Annotated in this window: 26 protein-coding genes, 2 tRNA genes and 1 pseudogene; 12 read left to right on the plus strand and 17 right to left on the minus strand. The window is 63.4% G+C overall.

What is annotated here, in order from left to right:
- Nucleotides 1-128 precede the first annotated feature (128 nt).
- The gene (locus ACFPTO_RS05230) at nt 129-554 is read left to right on the plus strand and encodes a hypothetical protein (protein WP_377709931.1); all 426 of its coding nucleotides are present in this window, start codon (nt 129-131) and stop codon (nt 552-554) included.
- A gap of 41 nt (nt 555-595) precedes the next feature.
- On the opposite strand, the gene ACFPTO_RS05235 is transcribed toward ACFPTO_RS05230, so the two are convergent.
- The 5 genes from ACFPTO_RS05235 to ACFPTO_RS05255 all read right to left on the minus strand — a co-directional run bounded on the left by ACFPTO_RS05235 (nt 596) and on the right by ACFPTO_RS05255 (nt 3,912).
- Entirely contained in the window at nt 596-1,744 is a 1,149-nt protein-coding gene (locus ACFPTO_RS05235) for an enoyl-CoA hydratase/isomerase family protein (RefSeq protein ID WP_377709932.1), read from the minus strand.
- 67 nt (nt 1,745-1,811) lie between these two features.
- On the minus strand, nt 1,812-2,465 hold the full coding sequence (locus ACFPTO_RS05240; RefSeq protein ID WP_377709934.1) for a TetR/AcrR family transcriptional regulator: 654 nt from the start codon (nt 2,463-2,465) through the stop codon (nt 1,812-1,814).
- Between the two features lie 51 nt (nt 2,466-2,516).
- Nucleotides 2,517-2,801 (minus strand): DUF1488 family protein, encoded by a 285-nt coding sequence (locus ACFPTO_RS05245; RefSeq protein ID WP_293037024.1) that lies wholly within the window; start codon nt 2,799-2,801, stop codon nt 2,517-2,519.
- Nucleotides 2,802-3,071: 270 nt separating this feature from the next.
- A complete protein-coding gene (locus ACFPTO_RS05250) occupies nt 3,072-3,410 on the minus strand; it encodes a DMT family transporter (protein ID WP_296661803.1) in 339 nt (112 codons plus the stop codon).
- A gap of 4 nt (nt 3,411-3,414) precedes the next feature.
- Entirely contained in the window at nt 3,415-3,912 is a 498-nt protein-coding gene (locus ACFPTO_RS05255; protein ID WP_377709935.1) for a heme-degrading domain-containing protein, read from the minus strand.
- Between the two features lie 187 nt (nt 3,913-4,099).
- Here ACFPTO_RS05255 and ACFPTO_RS05260 point away from each other — a divergent pair.
- From ACFPTO_RS05260 to ACFPTO_RS05290, 7 genes are all read left to right on the plus strand, one after another.
- Nucleotides 4,100-4,176 (plus strand) — tRNA-Met (locus tag ACFPTO_RS05260).
- Between the two features lie 255 nt (nt 4,177-4,431).
- Nucleotides 4,432-4,977: an NUDIX hydrolase gene (locus ACFPTO_RS05265; RefSeq protein ID WP_377709936.1), complete on the plus strand. Its 546-nt coding sequence runs from the start codon at nt 4,432-4,434 to the stop codon at nt 4,975-4,977.
- Nucleotides 4,978-4,990: 13 nt separating this feature from the next.
- Entirely contained in the window at nt 4,991-5,743 is a 753-nt protein-coding gene (gene aat / locus ACFPTO_RS05270; protein ID WP_377709937.1) for a leucyl/phenylalanyl-tRNA--protein transferase, read from the plus strand.
- A 169-nt stretch (nt 5,744-5,912) separates the two neighbouring features.
- On the plus strand, nt 5,913-6,692 hold the full coding sequence (locus tag ACFPTO_RS05275; protein ID WP_377709938.1) for an arginyltransferase: 780 nt from the start codon (nt 5,913-5,915) through the stop codon (nt 6,690-6,692).
- A 91-nt stretch (nt 6,693-6,783) separates the two neighbouring features.
- Nucleotides 6,784-7,818, plus strand: coding sequence for a quinone-dependent dihydroorotate dehydrogenase (locus ACFPTO_RS05280; RefSeq protein ID WP_377709940.1), 1,035 nt, complete (start codon nt 6,784-6,786; stop codon nt 7,816-7,818).
- A gap of 185 nt (nt 7,819-8,003) precedes the next feature.
- Nucleotides 8,004-8,801 carry a transporter substrate-binding domain-containing protein gene (locus ACFPTO_RS05285; RefSeq protein WP_377709942.1) on the plus strand — a complete coding sequence of 266 codons (798 nt, stop codon included), beginning with the start codon at nt 8,004-8,006 and terminating at the stop codon, nt 8,799-8,801.
- A 99-nt stretch (nt 8,802-8,900) separates the two neighbouring features.
- Entirely contained in the window at nt 8,901-9,560 is a 660-nt protein-coding gene (locus tag ACFPTO_RS05290) for an amino acid ABC transporter permease (RefSeq protein WP_377709943.1), read from the plus strand.
- 85 nt (nt 9,561-9,645) lie between these two features.
- Here the strand turns inward: ACFPTO_RS05290 and ACFPTO_RS05295 are convergent, their stop codons facing one another.
- Both ACFPTO_RS05295 and ACFPTO_RS05300 read right to left on the minus strand, forming a co-directional pair.
- Nucleotides 9,646-10,365: a FadR/GntR family transcriptional regulator gene (locus ACFPTO_RS05295; RefSeq protein WP_377709944.1), complete on the minus strand. Its 720-nt coding sequence runs from the start codon at nt 10,363-10,365 to the stop codon at nt 9,646-9,648.
- Nucleotides 10,366-10,715: 350 nt separating this feature from the next.
- Nucleotides 10,716-12,335, minus strand: coding sequence for a mannose-1-phosphate guanylyltransferase/mannose-6-phosphate isomerase (locus ACFPTO_RS05300; protein ID WP_377709946.1), 1,620 nt, complete (start codon nt 12,333-12,335; stop codon nt 10,716-10,718).
- Nucleotides 12,336-13,049: 714 nt separating this feature from the next.
- On the opposite strand from ACFPTO_RS05300, the gene ACFPTO_RS05305 reads away from it, so the two are divergent.
- A complete protein-coding gene (locus ACFPTO_RS05305) occupies nt 13,050-13,784 on the plus strand; it encodes a Crp/Fnr family transcriptional regulator (RefSeq protein ID WP_377709947.1) in 735 nt (244 codons plus the stop codon).
- A 59-nt stretch (nt 13,785-13,843) separates the two neighbouring features.
- Here the strand turns inward: ACFPTO_RS05305 and rpiA are convergent, their stop codons facing one another.
- The 4 genes from rpiA to rnr form a co-directional block, all read right to left on the minus strand.
- Nucleotides 13,844-14,539, minus strand: coding sequence for a ribose-5-phosphate isomerase RpiA (gene rpiA, locus ACFPTO_RS05310; protein ID WP_377709949.1), 696 nt, complete (start codon nt 14,537-14,539; stop codon nt 13,844-13,846).
- A gap of 148 nt (nt 14,540-14,687) precedes the next feature.
- Nucleotides 14,688-15,560 (minus strand): N-acetylmuramoyl-L-alanine amidase, encoded by an 873-nt coding sequence (locus ACFPTO_RS05315; protein ID WP_377709950.1) that lies wholly within the window; start codon nt 15,558-15,560, stop codon nt 14,688-14,690.
- A gap of 34 nt (nt 15,561-15,594) precedes the next feature.
- Nucleotides 15,595-16,338, minus strand: coding sequence for a 23S rRNA (guanosine(2251)-2'-O)-methyltransferase RlmB (gene rlmB / locus ACFPTO_RS05320; protein ID WP_377709952.1), 744 nt, complete (start codon nt 16,336-16,338; stop codon nt 15,595-15,597).
- 161 nt (nt 16,339-16,499) lie between these two features.
- The gene (gene rnr / locus ACFPTO_RS05325) at nt 16,500-18,959 is read right to left on the minus strand and encodes a ribonuclease R (RefSeq protein WP_377709953.1); all 2,460 of its coding nucleotides are present in this window, start codon (nt 18,957-18,959) and stop codon (nt 16,500-16,502) included.
- A 371-nt stretch (nt 18,960-19,330) separates the two neighbouring features.
- Here rnr and ACFPTO_RS05330 point away from each other — a divergent pair.
- Nucleotides 19,331-19,417 (plus strand) — tRNA-Leu (locus ACFPTO_RS05330).
- Nucleotides 19,418-20,122: 705 nt separating this feature from the next.
- Nucleotides 20,123-20,248 (plus strand): annotated as a pseudogene (locus ACFPTO_RS05335) (transposase); the annotation flags it as partial.
- A gap of 37 nt (nt 20,249-20,285) precedes the next feature.
- On the opposite strand, the gene ACFPTO_RS05340 reads toward ACFPTO_RS05335, so the two are convergent.
- Together ACFPTO_RS05340 and ACFPTO_RS05345 are read right to left on the minus strand one after the other, a co-directional pair.
- The gene (locus ACFPTO_RS05340) at nt 20,286-20,498 is read right to left on the minus strand and encodes a carboxymuconolactone decarboxylase family protein (protein ID WP_377709955.1); all 213 of its coding nucleotides are present in this window, start codon (nt 20,496-20,498) and stop codon (nt 20,286-20,288) included.
- Nucleotides 20,449-21,672, minus strand: coding sequence for a YbfB/YjiJ family MFS transporter (locus ACFPTO_RS05345; protein ID WP_377709956.1), 1,224 nt, complete (start codon nt 21,670-21,672; stop codon nt 20,449-20,451). The genes ACFPTO_RS05340 and ACFPTO_RS05345 overlap by 50 nt, the downstream gene beginning before the upstream one ends.
- Before the next feature lie 111 nt (nt 21,673-21,783).
- On the opposite strand from ACFPTO_RS05345, the gene ACFPTO_RS05350 reads away from it, so the two are divergent.
- Nucleotides 21,784-22,569 (plus strand): AraC family transcriptional regulator, encoded by a 786-nt coding sequence (locus tag ACFPTO_RS05350; protein ID WP_377709958.1) that lies wholly within the window; start codon nt 21,784-21,786, stop codon nt 22,567-22,569.
- 88 nt (nt 22,570-22,657) lie between these two features.
- Here the strand turns inward: ACFPTO_RS05350 and ACFPTO_RS05355 are convergent, their stop codons facing one another.
- The 4 genes from ACFPTO_RS05355 to ACFPTO_RS05370 form a co-directional block, all read right to left on the minus strand.
- Nucleotides 22,658-23,005 carry a RidA family protein gene (locus tag ACFPTO_RS05355; RefSeq protein WP_377709959.1) on the minus strand — a complete coding sequence of 116 codons (348 nt, stop codon included), beginning with the start codon at nt 23,003-23,005 and terminating at the stop codon, nt 22,658-22,660.
- A gap of 133 nt (nt 23,006-23,138) precedes the next feature.
- Entirely contained in the window at nt 23,139-24,449 is a 1,311-nt protein-coding gene (locus ACFPTO_RS05360; protein WP_377709960.1) for an NAD(P)/FAD-dependent oxidoreductase, read from the minus strand.
- A gap of 230 nt (nt 24,450-24,679) precedes the next feature.
- Nucleotides 24,680-25,801 carry a branched-chain amino acid ABC transporter substrate-binding protein gene (locus ACFPTO_RS05365; protein ID WP_377709961.1) on the minus strand — a complete coding sequence of 374 codons (1,122 nt, stop codon included), beginning with the start codon at nt 25,799-25,801 and terminating at the stop codon, nt 24,680-24,682.
- A 94-nt stretch (nt 25,802-25,895) separates the two neighbouring features.
- On the minus strand, nt 25,896-26,209 hold a 314-nt coding region (locus ACFPTO_RS05370), incomplete at its 5' end, for an ATP-binding cassette domain-containing protein (RefSeq protein ID WP_377709962.1).

Consider the following 26,209-nt stretch of genomic DNA (forward strand, 5'->3'; position numbering starts at 1 on the left):
CGCGGACCCAAGAATGGCCTGCACAGCTAAAGCCGCCGCCGCGAGGCGCCGATATAATGGCGCACACCCTTGCAAGCGCACCCACGAGGCGCGCCGCGAGCCAACGCTTCGCACTCTCGTCTTTCGAAATGCAAAAACTGATTCTGCCGTTCGTATCGGGCTTTCTCGCTTCGTTGTTCTTTCGCGAAGCGACGCTTGCGCTGCTGCACGCGGCACAGGTCATCGATGCATCCGGTTTTTCGACACAACCGTTCCTTCCGCTCGGCTTGCCCGAGTTTCTCGTCAACGCGATCTGGAGCGCCATCTGGGCGGTGCCGATGGCGTGGCTGCTGCAGGTGTCGCCCTCGCGGCCCGCGCCGTGGGTGCCGGCGTTCGTGTTCGGCGGCCTCGTGCTGACTGCTGCGATGCTGTTCGTCGTCGATCCGCTGCGCGGCATCTGGCCGAGCGGCAACATGCTGCCGCGCGTCGCGACGGGGTTCGCCTCGAATGCCGTCTGGGGATGGGGCGCGCTCGTGTTCATGCGCGCGTTGATGCGCGAGGCCCCGCAGGACTGATCCGCCCGCGCGTTTCGGCGCGCGCGCGCCGGGCTGCTCCCTTACTCCTGCAGATCGCGCAGCGGGTGATCGGCCACCGTCCAGGGGCTCTCGAACATGCTTTCGACCTCGCTGGCCGGTACATCCTCGATGCGCGCGAACCGCCAGACCGGACGGTTGTCCTTGTCGATGATGCGCGCGCGGATCCCTTCCATCGCATCGCCGCGCGCGAAACTCGAGCGCGTGAGATCGAGATCGCGACGCAACACGTCCGCCATCGCGCCCTCCGCACGCGACACGACTTCGAGCGACACCGCCATCGACAGCGGCGAGCGCTCGCGCAACACATCCAGGATCTGCCCCGCCCATTCGCGCTCCGGTCCCTCGGCTTCGCGCTGCGCGGCAGCGAGCGATGCCGCGATGGCCGGCACGTCCGCCTGCGAAAAATGCCGGTCGATCCACTCGCGCGAACCGGCGAGCGCGCAGGTATCGATGGCATTACGCATCTGCGCGCCCGTTGCGGCGACGCGCCGAAGGTACGCGACGATGTCCTCGCTCGTTGCAAACGACTCTGTTTCAAGCGCATCGATCAGGGCAGGCCATGCGGCTTCGTCGAGATACACATCCGCGAGACCGGTGTAAAGCGCGCTGGCGGCATCGAACGTCTCGCCGCTCACCGCGAGATAGCGGCCGATCGCGCCGGGCGTGCGCACGAGGAACCAGCCCATGCCCACGTCAGGGAAGAAACCGATGCGCGTTTCGGGCATCGCCATGCGCGTCGATGCGCCCACCACGCGCAGACCGCCGGTGCGATACGCGCCTTGTGAAATACCCATGCCGCCGCCCATCACGACACCGTTCATGAAAGCGATATAGGGCTTCGGATACGTAAAGATGGCGTGATTGAGGCGATATTCGTCGGCGAAGAACGTGTCGAGCGCCGCCTGATCGCCCGCGCGGTACGACGTGTGGAGAAAGCGGATATCGCCGCCGGCGCAGAACGCGCGCGCATGACGCGAGCGCACGACCACGGCGAGCACGTCCGCATCGTCGCGCCAGCGCTCCAGCGCGGCGAGCATGGCGCGGACCATACCGGTAGACAGCGCATTGAGCGCCTGGGGACGTTCGAGTTCGATGAGGCCGATGCGGTTCGCTACGCGCGCGACGACGTGCGGATCGGCCTGACTGGCGGACGGGGCTTCCTGTGGCATGGCGATGGCAGAAACTGAAAGCGCAATGAAAAGACTCCGCGCGGGTGCGCACGACGCATCGAGCCTATCACGTCGCCGCAGCGTTCGTTTTCGTGGTGGCGTGCTCCGGCACCTCGGCGGGCAGATCAGGACGCACGAGCAGCCAGGCGTCGAGTGCGGCATCCACGAGTTGCCCGGGCGGTGCGTGCGGGAACTCCGGCTGAGTCAGCGACAGCGCCACAATGCCGTGCAGCGTCGCCCAGAAAGCCTCGGCAAGTGCCGCGCTCGCGGCGCCGTGCACGGCATCGAGCGCCTCGGCGAACAGGCCCGCCGGGTCCGGTGTTGGTCCGCCCTGCTCGCCGCGTTCGCGTGTGTTCGCCATGCCTGGTACGTCGATGAACACCACCCGATACGTCTGCGGGTACGCACGTCCGAACGCCACGTACGCATGGGCAAGTGCGCGAAGCCGCTCGGCCGGATCGGCGATCCGCACGCACGGTTCGAGTTGCGCGAACAGTTGCGCATAGCCTTCGTGGCCGAGCGCGCGCGCAATTTCGCCGCGATTTTCGAAGTAGAGATAAAGCGACGCGGGCGAGTAGCCGATCGCCTCGGCGATCTTGCGCATCGAAAGCGCCGCGAAGCCGTCGCGCACCACGATCCGCCGCGCGGCGTCGAGAATGCGGTTGCGCAGCGCCTGTCGCTGTTCGGCGTGCGCGCTGCTTTTGCGTTCGTGGAGTTCCATTGCGTCGAATGCGTCGGGTGCCGGCGCTTTTGCCGCGGCACCCGCGCCTTGTTACGAGCGAAGCCGGCCGGGCGGGAAATGCCCGCTCTTGAGCAGGACGGGCGTGCCGTTGCTGAGTTCGAGATGGGCGCGGGCGACCTGTTCGATCCGCGTGCGGCCCGCGTCGAAAGCCTCGATCGACGCATCGCGGCTTGCGGTCAGCGCACCGAAATGATCTTCGAGCGCCTCCACGGAAATCGCGCACGGCACGCGAGCGCCATCGACGAGCGCCGCAAACACGACGGTCAGATTCGAATCGAAATAGAGCGGTGCGTCGGAAGAAAAATGAATATCCATCACCAGCCTCGCTGGGCAATTCGTCGGAATAAACCCCCGCACCGGTTGGCGGCGCGCATGACCGACCATGTTACGCCTCGGCCCGCCGCACAGTCGCGAACGTGCGTGCGGCTGTTGCGCGCCTGGCATGCTGCAAGTCATGCCGGGCGCGCGTGGTCAACCTGAGGGAAGACACCGTGTTACCCGAGGGCGAGAAAAGCCGCAGTGTGATCGCCGCTGCGCTGGGCAAGCCGGAACCAAAGCGCACGCCGTGCGTGCAGTCTGGACGCTTCAGTGCGCTTCCATCTTCGAGAACAGATTGAGCACGACGACGCCCGCCACGATCAGCCCGAGGCCGAGCACCGCGGGCAGATCGGGGATCTGGCGGTAGAGCGCCATCGCGACGAGCGTAATGAGCACGATACCCACGCCCGACCACACCGCGTAGACGATGCCGACCGGAATGCTCTTGAGCGTGACCGAAAGCCCGTAGAACGCGAGCGCGTAGCCCACGATGACGATGGCCGAAGGCACGATGCGCGTGAAGCTGTCCGATGCGCGCAGCGCGGACGTGGCAATGACTTCGGCGATGATGGCGATGACGAGCCAGCTCCAGGGACTCTGTGGCATTGCGTCAGGCCCTCGCTAACGCAAGCTGTGCGTAATCGGCGCCGAGCAGCGCGCATAGCGCTTCGACGACGAGTTCATGATCGGAGCGCTGCGGCAACCCCGAGACCGTGACCGAGCCGATTACGCCCGCGCCCGCGACGGCCAGCGGAAACGCGCCGCCATGAGGCGCAAAGTCGGCAACCGGCAAGCCGTGCTTCTCGGCGAGCGTCGTGCCGGCCTGCTGCATGCGCAGGCCGATCGCATACGAGCTATGACGGAAGTGCTCGACGACGCGCGACTTGCGGCGTACCCAGTCGACGTTGTCGGGGGTCGTTCCGTCGAGCGCGCTGAAAAAAAGCGGTTGACCGAACGTGCGCACGTCGATGGCGACGGCAAGCGTTCGCGCGAGCGCGAGTTCGTGCAGATGCGAGCCGAGGGCCCACGCACGGCCTGCGTCGAAATGGGGGAAGACGAGCGCCTGTTCCTGCGCGGCGATCGATTGCAGATCGTGAGCGATATCCATGGAGACGAACCGTAATGACGACGGCGCCGCAACGCCGCCCGGTGAACGTCGGCAGGTGCCAACGGAGAATGAGTTCATCATTCTAGCCTGGCGCGTGACGCAAGCTTCCTGCGGGCCGTTCGAAGGTCATTCGTCATTTGGTATTGCCATGTTGCAACGGTTACGCTACAATCTTTTCTTCGACGGACGCGGGGTGGAGCAGTCTGGCAGCTCGTCGGGCTCATAACCCGAAGGTCGTAGGTTCAAATCCTACCCCCGCAACCAAAGCTTTTTAGTACGAGAGCGCTTTGGGGAAACCAGCAAGAATCCGTCGCACCATCTAACCCGCTTCGGCGGGTTTTTTGTTTTTCGGGGCCATTCTCGCACCACTCAGTCTCTTGACCCGCACGCCCCCTCTGCGCGCGCCCTTCAAACGCCCTCTTTTTTCAGTTCCAGCGGTTCCTACCTGCCTTGCAGCCACCCGCCCGGCCGCAAGCGTCACGGTGATACACTCGCATCACCCTTCCCCCTATCGTGCTCATGAAATTCTGCTCGACTTGCGGTCAGGCGGTCAGCCTGCTCGTACCGCCCGGCGACAATCGCGAACGCTTCGTCTGTTCGGCTTGCGGCACCGTGCATTACCAGAATCCGCGTAATGTGGTCGGCACCGTTCCCGTATGGGAAAACAAGGTGCTGCTGTGCCGCCGCGCGATCGAGCCGCGCTACGGCTACTGGACGCTGCCCGCGGGTTTCATGGAGATGGGCGAGACAACCTCCGAAGCCGCAGCGCGCGAGACCCTCGAAGAAGCCGGCGCGCGCGTCGAGATACAGAATCTCTTTTCCCTGCTGAACGTGCCGCACGTGCATCAGGTGCATCTTTTCTATCTCGCGCGCCTGCTCGACACCGATATCGCCGCAGGCGACGAGAGCCTCGAAGTGCGGTTCTTCGAAGAGCACGAAATTCCGTGGGACGACATCGCGTTCCCTACAGTCGTGCAGACGCTGCGCTTCTTCTTCGCCGATCGCGAGTCCGGCAGTTACGGGCTGCATACCGGCGACGTGCTACGCGCCATGCGCGACGACTGATCCCGCACCGCCGATGGTTCCCTGGCTCGGGCCCGAAGACCCGTTTCCCAACGTCGAGCGCGCCCTCGGTACGGACAGCGGCGCGCCCGGCCTGCTCGCAGCGAGTGCCGACCTGCTGCCGTCGCGCCTCGTCGACGCCTATCGTCACGGCATCTTCCCCTGGTACTCCGATGGCCAGCCCGTGCTCTGGTGGAGTCCCGATCCGCGCATGATCCTGCGCCCCGACGAGTTCAAGGTGTCGCCGTCGTTGAAGAAGACGCTCAAACGCGTGCTGCGCGATAGCGCGTGGGAGATCCGCGTCGACGCCAATTTCGCCGACGTGATGCGCGCCTGCGCGAACGCACCGCGCCGCGGCCAGCGCGGCACCTGGATCACCACGGAGGTGATCGACGCCTATTCGACCCTGCACCGCATCGGCGACGCGCACAGCGTCGAAGCCTGGTGCGACGGCGAGTGCGTCGGCGGCCTCTATGGCGTGTCGCTCGGCACGATGTTTTTCGGCGAATCGATGTTCTCCGCCGTCACCGATGCCTCCAAGATCGCGCTCGCAGCACTCGTCGCGCATCTGCGCCGGCACGGCGTCGCGCTGATCGACTGTCAGCAGAACACCGCGCATCTCGCCTCGCTCGGCGGTCATGAAATCGCGCGCAAAGCGTTCATCGCGCATGTGCGGGCGACGGTCGACGCGCCGCGCATTCCGTGGCGTTTCGACAAGCGCGTCCTCGCCGATCTGGTGACGGGCACGGGCGCGCTGCCGGTGGTCTGAACGCCGCGCGAGGCGCGGCATGACACGCGTTACACGGGCGAGACAGCGCGGCGCAATTCGTCGGATGCCGGTTCGGAGTCGATGCTAGACTGCAACCAGAACACGTCGCCCGCACACGCTATCCGCATGCGGTTTCGCGACGATCCGACCTGCCACGAGAGCTGCCAACGTGACGCATCCCAACGAACTGCCGCTTTCACCGCTTTCCGCGCTGCAATTCTATGCAACGGCGCCCTATCCCTGCAGTTATCTGGAGGGGCGCGTCGCGCGCTCGCAGGTGGCGACGCCAAGTCATCTGATCAACTCGGACGTCTACACGGAACTCGTGAAGGCCGGCTTCCGGCGCTCGGGCGTTTTCACCTACCGGCCCTACTGCGACGGCTGCCGCGCCTGCGTGCCGGTACGCGTGCCGGTCGCGCAGTTCGCCCCGAACCGTACGCAGCGCCGCGTCTGGCGCCATCATGGCGGCCTCGTAGCGACCGTCGCGCCGCTTCACTACGACGAAGCGCATTACATGCTCTACATGCGCTACCAGTCGGCGCGCCACGCGGGCGGCGGCATGGACCGCGACAGCCGCGACCAGTACGAGCAGTTCCTCCTGCAAAGCAGAATCAACTCGCGCCTCGTGGAATTCCGCGAGCCCAACGAAGCCGCCTCTGACGAGCCCGGCGAGCTGCGGATGGTGAGCATGATCGACATCCTCGGCGACGGGCTTTCGTCGGTCTACACGTTCTTCGAACCCGACACACTGCACACGAGCTACGGCACCTACAACATCCTGTGGCAGATCGAACAGGCACGCAGCCTGCAATTGCCCTATGTGTACCTCGGCTACTGGATCCGCGAGAGCCCGAAAATGGCCTACAAGTCGCACTTCCGGCCCATCGAGGGTCTGCTTGATGGCGCCTGGACCACACTCGATCCCGATCTCGCGAACCAGGTGCGCTGAATCACCCCCGCGCCTCGCGCGTACCGACGGTCGCGTGCAATGCCGCTAAAATAGCGGGTTCCCACTTTTTCAGCGCCCGCGCCCTCTTCTCGTGTTCAGCTCCCTCTATCCGTTTCTGCGCAGCCAGCTCTTTCGCATGGACGCCGAAGACGCCCACCACCTGACGCTGCGCGCCATCGGCGCGGCCGGGCGCACCGGCATCGCCGGGCTCGTCGCACCGCACGTGCCCGCTGCGCCGCGCACCGTGATGGGTCTCACGTTCCGCAATCCGGTCGGCCTCGCGGCGGGGCTCGACAAGGAAGGCGCGGCGATCGACGGATTCGCCGCGCTCGGCTTCGGCTTCATCGAGGTGGGCACCGTGACGCCGCGGCCGCAGCCGGGCAATCCGCGCCCGCGCATTTTCCGGCTGCCGCAGGCGGGCGGGATCATCAACCGCATGGGCTTCAACAACCACGGCGTCGAGCAGTTCGTGAAGAACGTGCAGGCCGCGCGCTATCGCGGCATCCTCGGCCTGAATATCGGCAAGAACGCCGATACGCCGATCGAACGCGCCGCCGACGACTATCTCTTCTGCCTCGAACGCGTCTATCCGTTCGCGAGTTACGTGACGATCAACATCTCGTCGCCGAACACGAAGAACCTGCGCCAGTTGCAGGGCGCGGGCGAACTCGACGCGCTGCTCGCCGCGCTCAAGGACAAGCAGCAGCGGCTTGCCGACATTCACGGCAAGCTCGTGCCGCTCGCGCTGAAGATCGCGCCGGATCTCGACGACGAACAGATCAAGGAAATCGCCGATACGCTCTTGCGTCACAAGATCGAAGGCGTGATCGCAACCAACACGACGCTGTCGCGCAGCGCGGTGGAAGGCCTGCCGCACGCGCAGGAAACAGGCGGTCTTTCGGGACGTCCGGTATTCGACGCGTCGAATGCGGTGATCCGCAAGCTGCGTGCCGAACTCGGCACCGAAGTACCCATCATCGGCGTGGGGGGCATCTTCTCGGGCGAAGACGCGCGTGCGAAGATCGACGCGGGCGCCGCCCTCGTGCAGCTCTACACCGGCTTTATCTACCGCGGCCCCGCACTCGTTGGCGAATGCGTGCGCGCACTGGCCTCGGCGCGCGCCTGACGATATAGTCTCAGGCTGGTTCCGTGCAATACGCGGCGCGCGTGCCTGTGGTGGCAACAGCCGCAGACAACAGCGGCTGGCTCAATGGGCTGGCAACAGCGGCTGGCAACAGCGGCTGGCAACATCGCCTAGCTCCATCGGCTGGCGCCAGCGTCGTAAAACCGCAGCAAAACAAGAGGACAACGATGAAACTCGCTCTGCTGAAGAAAGTCTTTGCGGCCGCACTGATCGGCGCATCATTCGTTTCGGCCAGCGCCCACGCCGAAGACCTGCTCGACCAGGTGAAGGCGCGCGGCACGCTGCGCATCGGCCTCGAAGGCACCTTCCCGCCCTTCAACTCCAAGGCGCCGGACGGCCAGCTCGTCGGCTACGACGTGGACATCGCCAAGGCCGTCGCCGCGAAACTCGGCTTGAAGCCCGAGTTCATCACGACCGAATGGAGCGGCATCATCGCGGGTCTCCAGGCCGGTAAATTCGACGTCATCGTGAACCAGGTCGGCGTCACCGACCAGCGCAAGGCCGTGCTCGACTTCTCCCCCGCGTACACGTACTCGGCCGCGCAGCTCATCCAGCGCAAGGACGACACGCGCCAGTTCAAGTCGCTCGAAGACCTCAAGGGCAAGCGGCTCGGCGTCGGCCTCGGCACCAACTACATGGACATGGCGAAGTCGGTGCCGGGCATCGACGTGAAGACTTATCCGGGCGCCCCCGAATATCTGGCCGATCTCGCCGCGAACCGTCTCGACGCGGCGCTCAACGACCGTCTGATGCTCGCGTATCTGCTGAAGAACTCGCAATTGCCGCTGCGCACGGGCGCAATCGTCGGCAGCGGCAACCCGTCGGCGATTCCGTTCAAGAAGGGCAATCCGAAGTTCGCGAAGGCCATCGGCGATGCAATGAACCAGCTCGAAGCCGATGGCACGTTCGCGAAGATTTCGGACAAGTGGTTCGGCATCGACGTCAGCAAGCCGATCGCACAATGACCCTCGCGGTCGCGTAAGTCGCGGGGCGGCATCGCAGGATGCCGCCCCTTGCTTTTGGACGGCCCGCGCGGCTTCCTTCAACCCTGATCCGTGTTGCCCATGTCCATCACAACGCTCATCATCCAGTCGCTGCCGGTGCTCGCACAGGGCGCAGTGCTGACCGTCAAGTTCGCCGTGCTCTCGATGATCTTCGGCCTCGTCGGGGCCGTCGTGCTCGCGCTGATGGGCATCAGCACGCGCCGCGGGCTGCCGCAAATCGCACGGGTTTATGTGAGCATCATGCGCGGCACGCCGCTGCTCGTGCAGATCTTCGTCGTCTATTACGGGCTGCCGAGCATCGGCATCGCGCTCGATCCAACGCCCGCCGGCGTGATCGCGCTGTCCGCGAACGTGGCGGCGTATCTGTCCGAGAGCATGCGCGGCGCGATTCTCGGCATTCATCGCGGGCAGTGGCTCGCGGCGTACAGCCTCGGTCTTTCGCGGCGCCAGACGCTGCGCTACGTGATCGCGCCGCAGGCGCTGCGCATTGCGGTGCCCAGTCTCTCGAACAGCCTTATCAGCCTGATCAAGGACACCTCGCTCGTCTCGGTCATCACCGTGACCGAGTTGCTGCGCAGCGCACAGGAAATCATCGCGTCGTCGTATCAGCCGCTGCCGCTCTACCTCGCTGCCGCGGCGATCTACTGGGTCTTGTGCCAGGTGCTCGAATGGCTGCAGCACTGGTTCGAAAAGCGCCTCGCCCTGCCTTCACGGCACTGAGCGTTCGCTTCACAACACGCTCGCATCACAACGCGCCCGCATCACACCGTGCGTGCGCGAGCACGCCAGCCGCGCAACGGCAATCTCAGCGCTGCACGGCCGGTTCAGGCGAAAGCGCGCGCAGCAGTTCGTCGGCGGTGTATTCGATCATCGCCGATGCGGCCGCCTCCGCTTCCTTCGCCTCGCGCCGCTCGATCGCATCGACGATGCGCCCATGCGCTTGCACGATATTCGACCAGCCGTCCGAGCGCTCGTTGAGAATCGGATTCACGAGCGACAGCGCGCCGCGAATGATCGCCGCCATCTGCTGATAAAACTGATTGCCGCTCGCCGCGAGAATGCGCGTATGCAGCAGCGCGTCGGCAGCCTGGCGGCCCGAATCGCTGGCAGTCGTCTGGCTCAATGCATCGAACGCATCGCGAATGCCCGCGATCTCCGCCGCACTCGCGCGCGTCGCCGCAAGTCCACATGCAGCCGGTTCGATCAGCGCGCGAAACTCGATCACGTCGCGTAAAAACGTCTTGTCCGGCTTCGAGCGAAAACGCCAGCTCACGACGTCTTCGTCGATCATGCGCCAGTCGTGCATTGGACGTATGCGCGTGCCGATCTTCGGCCGCACATCGAGCATGTGCCGCGCCAGCAGCATGGAAAGCGCCTCGCGCATCACCGTGCGGCTCACGTCGAATTCCTTGGACAGCACATCCTGCGGCGGCAGGACGGCGCCATAGCGGTCTTCGACAATGCCGGCAATAAGGCCGTCCATGACCTTGCTGACCAGCGAGCGTTCCTTGTTCCCCAGTTCCATGACACTCCCCCGAATCGGCGGAAATCGCCCCTGTTTGCCAGTTACCGCGGATCCTCGTGCGTCGTCGAGCTCAACCGTTACGTTGCATTCGGATTGCATGCTGCGCCAGCCAGGATATCTCCTGACAAGACATGAGCGTCACAAACATTCTGTCCGTACAGCATCTTTCGCCGAATCGTGTTATGACCCGGCCCTTTCTTTTCGCGCCCTGCGCGCAACCTTCACGGCCCGCCGGATTGAATGAAATGCCTATTTATCCAAGCCTGGCGCTGCCCGTCTGCGTGATCGACGTAATCGACGTGATGGACGCAATCGACGCGATGTCCGTGATGGCGATGCGGCGGCCTGTATCACCGCATCGCGTGCTGCACGCCGTGTTCCTCGGTGCGTCCGTACTGATCGTCGAAGCGCACGATGTCGTCTTCGCCGAGATAGCAGCCAGACTGAACCTCGATGATTTCGAGCGACGTCTTGCCTGGATTCTCCAGACGATGCTTCACGCCCAATGGGATATAGGCGGATTCGTTCTCGGATAGCAAAAAGCTTTCATCGCCACGCGTGACGCGCGCGGTTCCGCGCACAACGACCCAGTGCTCCGCGCGATGGTGATGCAACTGCAACGAAAGTCTTCCGCCCGGCTTCACGACGATACGTTTCACCTGAAAGCGCTCGCCGCGGTCGACCGAGTCGTAGCAGCCCCATGGACGCTCCACGCGCCGATGGTGCTGCACCTCTTCGCTGTGCTGGGCTTTCAGTTTCCCGACGATGGCCTTCACGCTTTGCACGCGATCCTTCGCCGCGACGAGCACCGCATCGGCCGTCTCGACCACCACGACGCCACGCACGCCGACGCACGCGACGAGCCGTCCATCCGAATGCACGAACGTATCGTTCACGTCCTCGAACAGCACGCGTCCGCGCGCGACGTTGCCGCACGCGTCCTTGCCCGAAACCTGCCAGAGCGCATCCCATGCGCCGACATCGGACCAGCCTGCCGTGAGCGGCACGACGACGCCCGCGAGTTGCGCATCGGCGCCGACCGACTCCATCACCGCGTAGTCGATCGAATCGGATGGACATGCGGCGAGTGCCGCCGCATCGAGATGCAGGTTGCCATCGGTATCGAGCGTGGCGCGCTCGAATGCGGCCGCGCACTGCGCGGCAATCGCGGGACGGCAGCGCGCGATCGCCGCAAGCCACACGGAGGCGCGCACCACGAAGATCCCGCTGTTCCAGCAGTAGTCGCCGGACGCGACGTAGCTGGCCGCGAGTTCGGCGTTGGGCTTTTCGACGAAGCTTTCGATCGTTCGCGCACCGCTCGTATCGAGCAGCGGCCCCATGCAGATATAGCCGTAGCCGGTTTCCGCCCGCTGCGGCGGCACGCCGAGCGTCACGATCGCGCCGCGCGCCGCGTGCATCACAGCTTCTTCAAGCGCGCGGCAAAACGCGCTGCGATCGGCGATCAGATGATCGGCCGGCATGACGACGAGCACGGGATCGCGATCAGTCGCAGCGCTGTCGTGAACTTCGCTTTCACGGCGCGCCGCGAGTGCTGCCACCGTCAATGCAGGCGCGGTGTTGCGCGGCACCGGTTCGAGCACGATACGCGCGGCCATGCCGCTGCGTCCCAGTCGATCGACCGTCATCAGGCGCAGTTCCTCGCTGCTCACCACGAGCGGTACGGCTTTTTGCACTGGCACGGCTTTTTGCACCGGCCCGGCTTTTTGCACTGGCACGGCCTCAGCGCATGCGGGTGTCTGCGCGAACGCACATTCGAGCCTGCTGATGGTGGCCTCGAGCAGCGACTCGCCGTCGAGCAGATCGATCAGCTGCTTCGGGCATTGTTCGCGCGACAGCGGCCACAGGCGCGTACCCGATCCGCCCGCGAGCACCACCGGTTGCACGACGAGCGCGGCCTCGACATCCTGCACCGCAACGATCACACCGCTTAGCGGCAGTCTCTGGTTCATGCTCGCTCTCCGCCGTCAAAAGGCATCTCTGGCCAGGCGTGCACTCAGCGCCGCTCAAAGCGTCGCCGCAGCCGGTCTGTGGGCCTTCATTGGAGCAAACGCCGGTGCACGATTCTGTACGCACGCACACACTGACGCGCGCTGTTTCGCAGGCGAATCGTTCGTGCGCGTCAAGCCACCGGGCTTGATGCAGGTCATGTTTCATCGACAGAACGTTGCGATGCACCAGGCGGGCGTGCCGCGCCAGTTCTGCATCGCACCGGAAAATCCGCGCCCCGCAGGCATGCCAACGTGACGAACATTTGCGAGACATGTTTCAGCGGGGAGTCAACTTCGTACACGGGCTTGGGCGCGAAAAATAACTTCATACAATCAATGGCTTGAGGTCATAAAGCATCGACTGCCCCATACCTGAGGGAGCGAAAACAGCGTGCAGAACTGAAACAAAATGCCGCAGTCGCAAAGGCGATTTCGCACAGACCACCGGCAAGGACGCGCCTGGTGGAGGGTTACGACGATCTGGCACACACCCTGCTATGTACCCGTCACCACATTTGCGCAAACACCGCGGACCGAAAGGGTGGAAGCGCGCGGGGTTATGGGGCTGGCGCGACGAACAGATAGCCGTACGGGAGACGGCGCATAACTACCGCTTCGTCGGCCGGAATGAGATAACAACGAGGCAGCGCGAGCAGCCTCCGACGAGGACCAATCATGTTGACCCTTCAATCCGATCTGCACGGCAATCATCTGCTTGGGGCGCTGCCGTCACACGAATGGCAAGCCTTGGCTCCGCACCTGGAACTCGTCCACCTGCGCACCGAACAACTGCTGTGCGATTCCGGCCAGCGCATTCACCACGTCTATTTTCCGACCAGCGCGATCATCTCGATGCTCTCGACCATGGAGGACGGCAGTTCGGTCGAAATCGCCGCGGTCGGGCGCGAAGGCATGACGGGCGTACCGGTGCTCACGGGCGGCGAAACCATGCCGAACCGGGTTCAGGTGCAATGCGCGGGTTTCGCGTATCGCATGAGCGCACAAGCCCTCAAGCAGCAGTTCGCCCGCTCGGACTTCATCCGGCGGCTCATGCTGCTCTACATGCACGCACTGCTCACGCAAGTCGCGCAGACGGCAGCCTGCAACCGCCACCACTCGCTCAGCAAGCAGTTGTGCCGTTGGCTCCTCATCGAAGTGGACCGCGTGGCGTCGAACGACCTCACGGTCACGCAGCAACTGATCGCCGATATGCTCGGCGTACGCCGCGAAGGCATCACGGAAGCCGCCGGCAAGCTGCACGACGAAGGGCTGATCCATCACAGCCGCGGCCACATTCGTGTGCTCGACCGCGCGGGGCTCGAATCGCGTGCCTGCGAATGCTACGGGCTCGTGCGGCGCGAGTTCGACCGCTTGTTGCCGCATCTGCATCAGGCGGAAACCGTAGCCTAAGGCCGCGCGGGGCTCACCCCGCGCGTGTTTATCGCTCCGGCGCGCCGCTGGTGCAGGCTTCAGCGCTTCGGATAGTCGATGCGTTCGACGCCCGTTTCTGCGCCCAGCAGGCACAGATCGGCGCCGCGCGATGCGAAGAGGCCCACGGTCACGACGCCGGGCCACGCGTTGACGAGCGCTTCGAATCCGCTCGGGTCGCTGATGCGCAAGCCCTTCACGTCGAGGATTTCGTTGCCGTTGTCCGTGATATAGGGCGAGCCGTCCTTCTGCACGCGCAGCACCGGCACGCCGCCCAGCTCGCTCACACGCCGGCCGATCGCCGTGCGCGCCATCGGCACCACTTCGATGGGCAGCGGGAACTGGCCGAGCACGTCGACACGCTTGCTCGCATCGGCGATACACACGAACACATCGGCCACGGACGCAACGATTTTCTCGCGCGTGAGCGCCCCGCCGCCGCCCTTGATCATGGCGCCTTGCGCGTCGATTTCGTCGGCGCCGTCGACATACACGGGCAGCGTTTCAATCTCGTTCAGATCGAAAACGCGAAAACCGTGCGACTTCAGCCGCGCCGTGGTCGCCACCGAGCTGGAGACCGCGCCGAGATAGCGGTCCTTGCTTGCGGCCAGCGCGTCGATGAAACAGTTCGCGGTCGAGCCCGTGCCGACGCCGATCACGGCGCCCTGCGGCACGTTCGCGTTCACGTAGTCGGCGGCGGCCTGGCCGACCAGTTGTTTGAGTTCGTCTTGAGTCATGGAGAACCTGCCCGGAGAAAGGGAAATAGCGGAGAGAGCGGAAAAGCGGAAAAAGGCGGAAAACGCATAGTTTACCGAAGTTGCGGGCTGCAGCCGCCGCAGTTGCGGTAGTTGCCACCGCAACTGCCGCCGCAACCGCGCCGTGTGTTCAACGCGTGGAGCCCGCTTCGCCCGGTTGCGCGGACATGTATTTGTCGAGCAGCGCCTGCGCGATGGCGTCGGTTTGCGCGTCGGGCGTGCCCGAATAGTCGCTCGGGCGGAAATGCATCTGGAACGCCGAGATCACCCGTCGCGTGCGTTCGTCGAGCACGCCGTCCGTGGCGACGTCATAGCCGTAGCGCGCCAGCTTGAATTGCAGCGCTTGCACTTCGGCTGGCGCGTCGGGCGCGCGGCCCGCGAGGTCGGCCTGGACCGTCGCATCGTCCGGCCAGGCGCCTACGCCCGCATCGTAAAGCTGCTTCCACGGAAAGAGCGGCCCCGGATCGGTCTTGCGCTGCGGTGCGATATCGCTGTGACCGACCACGCGCGTCGGCGGGATGCCATAGCGCGCAACGATATCTTTCGATAGGCGGATGATCGCATCGACCTGGGCGGGCGGCCACTGCTGCCAGACACGGCCTGAAGCCGTATCGCGCGGCCCGAGATTGACGTTCTCGATGCCGATCGACGCCGCATTGAGTTCAGTCGTGCCCTGCCATTCGCTCGCGCCCGCATGCCACGCGCGCTGCGATTCCGGCACCAGTTGCCACACCACGGGCTTGCCGTTCTCGATGCGTGGATTGTCCGGCACGAGGTAATGCGCGCTGACCGCTTCGGTGGTCAGCACCTTGAGCGAATCGGCTTCGTCGAGCTCGGTGTAATGCATCACGAGAAAGCGGATACGCGAATCGACGCTCTGCGCGTGATAGCGCGTATCGGCCACGTACGCGCCGCGATCCATCATCGTGCTGCCCGCGCAGGCCGCAAGCGCGAGCGTCGTTGCAAGCGCGGCGGCACGCAGGGTAAAGCGGTACAGCTTCATGTGAACAGGCCCAGGCTCGCTCGCTTTCGTCCGCTTATCGCGCGGCCGTCCGCTGGCGCACAGCTTCGAACAAACAGACGCCGGAAGCCACCGACACGTTCAGGCTCTCGACCGTGCCCGCCATCGGAATGTGCATGACTTCGTCGCACGTTTCGCGCGTGAGGCGGCGCATGCCCTCGCCCTCCGCGCCCATCACGAGCGCAACTGGGCCATCAAGCTTCGCCTGATACAGGCTCGCGCTCGCATCACCCGCCGTGCCGACCACCCACACGCCCGCATCCTTCAACTCGCGCAACGCGCGTGCGAGATTCGTCACGGTGATGTACGGCACGGTATCGGCTGCGCCGCTCGCGACTTTCGCCGCCGTCGCGTTGAGGCCCACTGCGCGATCGCGCGGTGCGATCACCGCATGTGCGCCCGCGGCATCGGCGACGCGCAGGCACGCGCCGAGGTTGTGCGGATCGGTGACGCCATCGAGCACGAGCAACAGCGGCGAACCCTGGATGCCATCGAGCAGTTCGGCCAGATTCTGTGCGAGCGGCATGTCATGCACACGCGCCACGACGCCCTGATGGCGCTCCGTATGCGCGAGTCCCCAGAGCCGCGTTTCGTCGGCGGCGATCAGGCGCACGCCCGCATCCTTTGCGGCGTGCAGGAAGTCCTGCATGCGGCGGTCGCGCCGCGTCTGATCGTAGTAGACATCCTCGACCGTCGACGCGTCGTGCCGCAAGCGTGCGGTCACTGCATGAAATCCGTAAAGAACCTTGAGACGTGACATGACTGAAACAACCCCTGATGAACGGTCCTCAACGCATCACAGACATCGCGGGCTTCGCGAGCCTTGCGAGCATCAAGGACGAATGTAATCGCTCCGGCCGCAGCGCGGCACGGAAAGCGCGGCGTCGCCCGCTTCGGGCAAGCGCCGCGCGGCCGGCACACTCAGCGCTTCTTGCGCGAGGCGGCCTTCTTCGTTGCGGCCTTGGCGGCCGCGTGCTTCTTCGCCGTCTTGGCCGCGCTGCGTGCGGCACGCGCTTCCTTGACGGCAACGCCCGGCGCCGGTGCGGCCTTCTTGCGGCGCGGCTCATTGGGCGTCAGCGCGCGCACGCGCGGGCCACCCTCGGCGGCGCCCTTGTCGCCTGGCGCCGGACGATTGACGCCAGGCTTGACCGGCATGTCGCGCACGAGACGGAAATCGATCTTGCGCGCATCGAGATCGACACGGCTGACCTGCACGCGCACGCGGTCCGAAAGACGGTAGCGGATGCCGGTGCGTTCGCCGCGCAATTCGTTCTTGATTTCGTCGTACTGGAAGTAATCCGAGCCCAGTTCCGTTACATGCACGAGCCCCTCGATGAAGAGCGCGTCGAGCTGCACGAAAATGCCGAACGACGTCACGCCGCTGACCATGCCGCCGTACTCTTCGCCGAGCTTGTCGCGCATGAAATAGCACTTGAGCCAGGCTTCGACGTCGCGCGACGCTTCGTCGGCGCGGCGCTCGTTGGCGGAACAGTGCAGGCCGAGTTCTTCCCAGATGGCCGTGTTGTTCCTGCGTCCGCGCGCTCCGCGCTTCTCTTCGTCCTCGGCCTGCAGCGCGCGGGCGCGCGGCGACAACGCCGTGTTCAGCTCGACGCCCGACGGCGCCTGCGGCTGATACTTCTTGCCTTGCAGGATCGCGTAAATCGCGCGGTGCGTGAGCAGGTCCGGATAGCGGCGGATCGGGCTCGTGAAGTGCGCGTAGGCTTCATACGCAAGACCGAAGTGACCGATGTTGTCCGGACTGTAGACAGCCTGCTGCATCGAGCGCAGCAGCATCGTCTGCAGCATCTGCGCGTCGGGGCGGTCGCGGATGTGCGCCATCAGCGCCGCGTAGTCGCTCGCGTGCGGCGTGTCGCCGCCGCCGAGCGCGAGGCCGATGCCGCGCAGGAACGTGCGCAGGTTCTCCAGCTTTTCGGCACTCGGGCCCGCGTGCACGCGATACAGGCCCGCGTGCTTGTTGCGTTTCATGAAATCCGCAGCGCAGACGTTGGCCGCGAGCATGCACTCTTCGATCAGCTTGTGCGCGTCGTTGCGCTGGCGCGGCACAATCTGCTCGATCTTGCCTTGCGCGTTGCACACGATATACGTTTCGGTCGTATCGAAGTCGATTGCGCCGCGCTTCTGGCGCGCCGCGAAGAGCGCCTTGTACACGCCATTGAGATTTTGCAGCTGCGGCATGAGGGCCGCGCGGCGCATCGCCTCCGGTCCCTTGGTGTTCTTGAGCACCGCGGCGACTTCGGTGTACGTGAGGCGCGCCGCGGAGTGCATCACACCCGGGTAGAACTGATACGCCTTGATCTCGCCGCGCGCGGTGATCACCAGATCGCACACGAGCACGCAGCGGTCGACGTGCGGGTTCAGCGAGCACAGCCCGTTCGACAGCTTCTCGGGCAGCATGGGAATGACGCGGCGCGGGAAATACACCGACGTGCTGCGTTCGATCGCATCGACATCAAGACCGCTTTCGGGCAACACGTAATGCGAGACGTCCGCAATCGCGACGATCAGCCGGAAGCCCTCGCCGCGGCCAACCTGAACCGGCTCGCAATATACGGCGTCGTCGAAGTCGCGTGCGTCCTCGCCGTCGATCGTCACGAGCGGTACGTCGCGCAAATCGACGCGATAACGGATATCGATCGGGCGCACAGCATCGGGCAGCTTGGCGGCTTCGTCGAGCGCGGCATCGCTGAACTCGTGCGGCACGCCGTACTTGCGCACGGCGATCTCGATCTCCATGCCGGGATCGTCGATGTCGCCGAGCACCTCGACCACGCGGCCGAGCGGCTGCGAGTGCCGGCTCGGAAAATCGGTCAGCTCGATCACGACGACCTGGCCGACCTTCGCCTTCTTCGTGTTCTGCGTGACGAGGATGTCGTGGCCGATGCGCTTGTCCTCGGGCGCGACGATCAACGCGCCGTTTTCGTTCAGCAAGCGGCCGATCACGCGGCGATTCGCGCGGTCCGTGACCTCGACGATGTGCCCTTCGGGCCGCCCGCGCCGGTCATAGCCGACGATGCGCGCGAGCACGCGGTCGTTATGCATGACTTTCTGCATCTCGCCCTGGGACAGGAACAGATCGTCCTGGCCGTCGTCGCGCACGACAAAGCCAAAACCGTCCCGGTGGCCCTGGACGCGGCCCGCGACGAAGCTGGAGGGATGCGCAAGCTGATAGTGGCCGCGAGAGTCGAGCCGGATCTGCCCGTCGCGTTCCATCGCGGCGAGCCGCCTGAAGAAGCCCTCGCGCTCCTGGCGCTTGATGGCGAGCGCCTCGGCGATATCGTTCGCGGTGCAGGGCGATTCGCTGGTCCGCAGCACGCCGAGGATCTCTTCGCGGCTGGGAATCGGGTACGGATATTTGCTCAAGGGCTTGTCGATGGTTGTTCTCGTTGCGTCGATATCGGATCTGCCGCGCCGCCCGGCGAAACTCGGGGGGCGCCCCGGTCTTCGAGTGCTACAGCTTTATTTCAGCGGATGACGAGGTCCGGCGGAACGCCCATATCGCGCGCACCTGCCGCCGGGCCTGCTGCGAGGCATTCTATCACCCGCTTCAGGCGCGGCAGACGCCGCACGCGTGTTCCGGCACGTTCTACGGAGGCGATCGTCGCGGCGAGCAGCCACGTTGGCGGGCGATGCGGCCCGCTTTGCGAAACTTCGCGAGACACTTGACAGCCCAACTTTCCACGCTATAATGGCGATCTTTGCTGCACGACACACGGTACAGCAGACGACACCTTGCCCAGGTGGCGGAATTGGTAGACGCACCAGGTTCAGGTCCTGGCGGTGGCAACACTGTGGAGGTTCGAGTCCTCTCCTGGGCACCAAGAGATGTTCCGGCAAAAGCCGAAGTAGTTCGAGAAACCCCGTAAGATCAAAATCTTACGGGGTTTTTTGTTTCCACGGATGGCACATCATGTGCCGATGGCATTGGGCAGCGGCGATTTTTGCGTATACCCATGCGGATACGCGGAATCGAGGTGCCTGGCCATGCCCAACGCGTCGAATCCAGGTCCAAAGCGGCGTTTCGCGCCGCCAAGCCGCGCGAGCACCCCTATTCTGCTCGCCGATCGGAAGCAAAACGCGGCTACTCCGCTATCGTCGCCCGTGGTGGAACGCTCCCCTCGTCGCCGAGAATTGGCGCGCGTTCAAGCGCAAGGAGTGGGCCGACGAGACTTATCGCAAGGCGGAATTTGTGCGCCGACAATTTGGTCGACGAGAAAAGCAAAATTGACGAACGCCTTCCGACACGCGGCAAATCAAACGGGTGCGCGCGAACAGGCTATCGAGGCGCTTCAAAGATTAACGGGAGCCGGGAACCGAAGCCAAATTCCGTGGTTCACCGAGGGCGGATCTCAACGTTCCGTCGTCTTTCCAGTAGAGCGCCGGTGTCGCATCAATACCAGGATCGGACATCAGTTGCTGATTCTCGTCCAGCTCCTTCCTCGTCCTCGCGTCCACGTTTTCTAGAGGCGGTATTCCACCGTCATTAAGCGACTTCATATGTCCCGAGCGGACACGAAGGCCATGCCATGAAGACGAGCAGGTTTACGGGGGGAGCAAATCGCATTTGCCCTGACGCAGGCCGAGCTGGGAGGATGGTTGAAGAGATCTCTCGCAAGCTCGGGATCAGCGAGGCGACGTTCTACAACTGGCGTTTCAACTGGTCCAAAAATCGCCGCGCAGGTCCGTTATTCATTCATCGAATTGGTCGAAAGCTTCAGGTGCTCTGGCCGAACAGGCGAAAGCCGCCCCAGCATTCAGCGTAATTGCGCCCCCTGGAGCCTCTGCCACTTCCTGTTTAGAGGCGCCTACTTTCTGGGCCGCAGCAGCGTGGGACGCAATGCATCCTTCGACACTAAGCAATCTGCTTGTCGTCGGTCTTGCGTTTGACTGGCAACGATTCATCGACCGGCAGCGCAGTGAGCAATAGCAATCCGACACCCATGACCACTCCAGCGATGATCAGCGCGCCGCGGTAGCTGCCGGTGGCTGTGGCAATATAGCCGGCCATTGCAGGCGCAACAATCTGGGCGGCCCCATAGCTCAGCGTCAGGCGCGCCATCGCCTTGGCAGGATTTTCCGGGAAGAAACGACCGATCAAGGACAGCGTCAGGCTGACGATTCCGACGAACGTGCCACCGTACAGGATGGCACTGAGCAGGTTGAAATATGGTGAGCCAGTGCAGGCGGGGATGAAAATGGAGATCGCCTGCAATCCGTAGCCAAGCAACAACGCACGAATCTGGCCAAAAGCTCCCGCGATCCGGTCCCACACGAAGGACGAAGGGATCGCCGCCAGGCCGACGATGACCCATACCCATCCGCCCACATCCGCGAAAACCGGCAGTTTTGCCAGGATGGCCACAATGAAAGTGGCGCTGACAACGTATCCGAAGCCAGCACAGAAATACGCGCCGATGAGCAATCGTATCCAGCGTCGCGAGGGTACCGGCGCAGCTTTCCCGATTCCCCCAATGAGGTGCGCCGCGGGCGGCGGCAACCACCGCCAGGCGGGCACGAGAAAAGCCAGGCCAAGCAGGCCCATGCCCAACCATTGATGCGCCCAGGACAGCCGGCCAACCGTTTCGGCCACTGCGAGGCCCGAAACGACGATACCCAGCCCGAGGCCGGTGAAATGAAGGCCCAGTTGGGGCCAATGCCCCTGACGCATCAGCCAGTTGAGGATCAGCCCGGAAGATAGCAGCAGTCCAGCCACGCTCGAGAGTCCCGAGACGAAGCGAAGGATGCCCCATAACGTTACGTTGTCGGTCAGCCCCATGCCCGCCGTACTCGCCACCGCCACCACGAGGCCGATCCGGTAAAGGACGAACTTCCGTCTCAGGTCGCTGATGGTGGCCGCGATGAGTGCTCCCGCCATGTAGCCGGCGTAGTTGACAGTTGCCAGCCATCCTCCAGCCAGCCAGGAAAGACCGACCTCGTTGCGCATGATCGGCAGCATAGGCGTATATGCGAAGCGAGCAAGGCCGACCGTGAGTATCAGCGAGCAAATTCCGGCGAAGATCACCCGATAGCGTTCTGCGTTGCCCGCTGCGGGAGGGAGGTCAGTGTTGGTATGCACGGCGTGCTTTCGAGTGGTGTCGTAACGCTCACCATGCTAAAAGCACGTCCATATCGCGTCTTTCGATAAAATGACTAAATATATCGACGAGAAGACAATCAGCCCATCATCATGAACCGAGCTTGCGACTGGATCACGATCGAGGTCCCTGAAATCAAAACCCTGCCGAATACTGTGTTTCCTCGTACGCAGAATCTCTCGGCAAGGCAGATGTTCCCCATGCACTCGCACCGCTGGAACCAGTTTGTCTACGCGACGTCCGGCACGCTGGTCGTGACCGTCGCGGACACCTGGTATGTGATCACGCCGGAACAGGCAATCTGGGTTCCGACCGGCGTGCAGCACACCACCGGAACGCTCAGCGGAGCCGAATTCCGCAACCTGTACGTCGCGGATACCGAGGGATTGTCGATGCCGGGTGTCTGTACCGTGTTTTCCGTCACTTCATTGCTGCGGGCACTGATCATCGAACTGGAATCCGTCAATCACCGGGCTGAGGATGCCGCCTATACCAACAAACTGAATGAATTGATCTGCGAGCAACTGAAGAGGTTGCCGGTACAGGATTTCCATTTACCCTGGCCGCAGACCCGGATGCTGCAGAAGATCTGCGAGGCACTGTACGCCAATCCCGCGGATTCCCGTGGGGTCGATGACTGGGGCTCGGAACTTGGCGCATCGCCGCGCACCCTGGCCCGTCGCTTCGAAAGAGAGGTGGGAATCAGCCTGCGGGAATGGCGTCACCGGGTGCGCCTGTTCCTGGCTCTGGAATGGCTGGGGGCGAATCGCAGCATCACGGATATCGCGCTGTCGCTTGGATACGCTTCAACATCGGCGTTCACTTATATGTTTCGCCAGGAGATGGGCTGCGCCCCATCAGAATGGCGCACCCGATAGAGTTCAGGAGGAGTTGTCCGCAGGGAGTGCAGCTGCGCTGCGCGTTCTTGTTTAGAATCATCGCGACAAGCGCTGCTGCGCAAGAGCTTTAGCCTCGGTATGCGAACGCCTGCACTTCAATAAGGTACCCAGGGTCGGCGAGCCGGCTTTCGACTGTCGCCCGAACGGGTTTTTCCGAACCTTCAACCCATTTGTCGTAGACGCCGTTCATTCCTTCAAAATTGTCGATGTTGGAAAGCCAGATCTGGATGCGCGTGAGATGGTTTTTCGTAAGTTCCGCGGCGGCAAGCAACGCGTCGATCTGGGCAAGAACCTGCCCCGTCTGTCCGGCGATATCAGCAGACATGTCGTCCGCGATCAGGCCACCAGTCACGAAGAAATCGCCGTACGCGACTGCTCGGGAAGCCCTGTTATTAGGCGTAATGCGATTGATCATATGGATGCGCTCCTTTACTGATCGATTTAAAAATTATTGGCGCGCCTCCAGGGCCGCCGGAACCCGCTGCGCCCGAATTACCGTCACTGTCTAGTGAGTCGGGAATCGGGAAAAGCCGGAAATCGCTCTCGGCTCAAACATCCCCTTTGGCGTGCGCTGCCTCCCAGGCAATGCGCGCTCTCGCGGCAACGAGGCGAACGGGATCGGGCGGAATCCAGGTCGGATGCGAGCTTTTAAGCACGAATCGCAGGTTCTCGCTCTCGACGCCGCAAATATGGTCGGCCATGTAGTAGCCGAGATAAGTCCCCTTGACGACGCCCACGCCATTGCAGCCACTCAGCACATACACGCCCTCATCCGGATTCGAAAACACGGGTTCGTGGTTTTTGGTGATCGCAAACAAGCCGCCCCACGTATAGTCGAAGTCCATTTCTTTCAGGAACGGGAAACGCGCCTCGAACGACGACCGATGACTGCGCCACGCTGCTTCCAGATCGGCCCCTGTGCTCTTAAGATCAGGCAGATAGTCATACGTATTGCGAATGAATATCCGGTTGTCGTGAGTGAACCGGACGGTAGTCCCCGCGAGGTGCGCCGACGTCACGCCCCATGGCCGCACGCCGTCGAAGTGCCGGCGAAGCTGCTCTTCATTCAACGGTCGGGTCAGGCTCGCGTAGGTAAAGATCGGCACGATGCGACAGGCGAGCTTGCCGAACTGCTCCGAATACGAGTTGGTCGCCTGCACCACCTTGCGCGCCGTAATGGTCCCGCCGACAAAGTGCAGCTTGTGCGGCGGCCCGTATTCGATGCCTTGAACCGGACTGTTCTCGAATAGCGATACCGAAGGCGGGAGCGCCTTGATCAGCCCGCGCACCAGTGCTGCCGGATTGACGAGCACGTTTCCCCGCGTGTAAACGGCAGAACGGTAGTAGTTCGTTCCGAGCCGCCGCGCAAGGTCCGGTCCGGAAACCGTCTCGTACTCGAATCCCGCCTGCTTGAGCATGCCCGCAAAATTATTCAGGCCGGGCAGGTTGCTCTCTTCGTGGGCCGCCATGTACTTACCCGCGTCGGTCCAGGACGGAATCGCATACTGTTCCTTGAATGCACGCAAACGCTCGATGGCGAACATGTTCAAACGAAAGAGCGAGCGTGCGTGTTCAACGCCGGTTTTCGCGAAATCCATGTTATGCGGCAGATCGATCAGAAACCCGGCATTTCGCCCCGAGGCGCCTTCGCCAACGCGAAGTGCGTCCACCAGTGCAATACGTGCCGATGGATCGATCTCGGCAAGCCGCAACGCCACGGAAATCCCCGTGAAGCCGGCACCGATCACCGCATAGTCAAACTCGTGCGAACCCTTCAGCCTGGGTCCAAGGCGAGCAGCACAATCCGGCGAGGTCTCGAGCCACCCAATATCGCCGTCAATTTGCGGCAGCTTTTCCACCTTATGCATTCTCGCCCCCTGATTAATCTGGTGAAACGATGCTTGTAAACGCACTCATCTACAAGCGAAATCGCGTAATGAGACATTCCGAAAAGGAATGCGTATTGCAGCCACAAAAGCATTTGGACGCGTATCGGCGAGTTCATCTCGTCGAGCGGCCGCAGCGTTGTTCGACGCTGCGCCTGCGCGGACAATCCGGCCTTCCTTGCGTCCGCAACTACCCCGGGGCATTACAGACGGGTCGTCTGGATCGGTACGTAGTGCCCGTCCTTGACCTGATACAGCGTCACGCCGCTTGAACGCAGGTCGCCCTTTTCATCGAAGGCAATCGTGCCCGTCACGCCCTCGAAGTTCACTTTCTTCATGGCCGGCAGGAAGTCCTTGGGCGATGTCGAATTCGCGAGTTCCATGGCGTGGACGAAAGCCCAGACAGCGTCATAGGCGTACGGCGCATAGAGAACGACCGGGCCATATTTCTTGAACTGCTCGACGAACTTCTTGCCGCCGGGCATGCTATCCAGCGGCTGTCCGGCCTGAGCCGAGATCGTGCCCTCGGAAGGCGGCCCGGCGAGCTTGATGAAGTTGTCCGTTTCGATCGACGAACCGAAGAGCGCCACCTTCATCGACAACCCGGCCATCTGCTTGCGCATCGGGCCCGCCTGGGCGTCCACGCCGCCATAGAAGATCGCCTGGGGCTCGCTGCCCTTTACCGCGGTCAGCACGCTACGGAAATCAATCGTATTGGGCGTCACGTACTGCCGATTCACGACCGTCGCACCGTCCTTCTTCAGTTCTGCGGCAACGATATCCGCGAGTCCCTGACCATAGGCCGACCGGTCGTCGATAATGGCGATGCGTTTGTATCCTGCTGTCTTCGTCAGATACTGCGCCATCACGCGGCCCACATAGGCGTCGTCGCCAATCACCCGGAAGGTGGTCGCAAACCCCTGACGAGTCAGTACGGGATTCGTGGCCGATGGCGAAATCTGCGGAATGCCGGCGTCGGAATAAATCTTCGAGGCAGGCACCGACGTGCCGGAGGTCAAATGCCCAACGACACCGACGACGCCGGCATCCACGAGTTTTTGCGCGATCGTCACTGCGGACTTGGGATCCGCCATATCGTCTTCGGCGTCGATCGAAAGGTGGAGCGGCACGCCCTTGATCTTGATTCCCGCCGCGTTGATCTGCTCGACCGCCAGCCTCGCGCCGTTCTCCACATCCTTGCCCTGGCTCGCAAGCGGCCCCGTCAAGGGACCCGCAACGCCAATCTTGACGTCGTCGGCGTGAGCCTGTCCGATCAGCGCCGCACCGAGTGCAATAACGCCTGCGATTTTAGTCATGCTAATCATGATATTTGTCTCCTGAAACACAGTATTGAATTCCCAGCTGTGTGGTTTACATCTTCCAGATTACCTGCGCTCACGCGCCAACCCACTACTCCACTCATTCACCCAGATACGCTGCCCGCACCTTCGGATCGTCGAGCATCTGCTTCGCGTCGCCTTCCATCGTGACAAGGCCCGAATCCATCACGTAGCCGCGGTGCGCCGCCTGCAGCGCGAGTCGCGCGTTCTGCTCGACCAGCAGCACCGTGATGCCCTCCTGCGAGATCGTGCGCACGACTTCGAAGATCTTCTCGACCATGATCGGCGAGAGGCCCATCGACGGCTCGTCGAGCAACAACAGCTTGGGCTTCGAGATGATCGCGCGCGCCATCGCCAGCATCTGCTGCTCGCCGCCCGAGAGCGTGCCCGCAA

The sequence above is a fragment of the Paraburkholderia denitrificans genome (assembly GCF_042655705.1).
GTDB classification, from domain to species: domain Bacteria; phylum Pseudomonadota; class Gammaproteobacteria; order Burkholderiales; family Burkholderiaceae; genus Paraburkholderia; species Paraburkholderia denitrificans.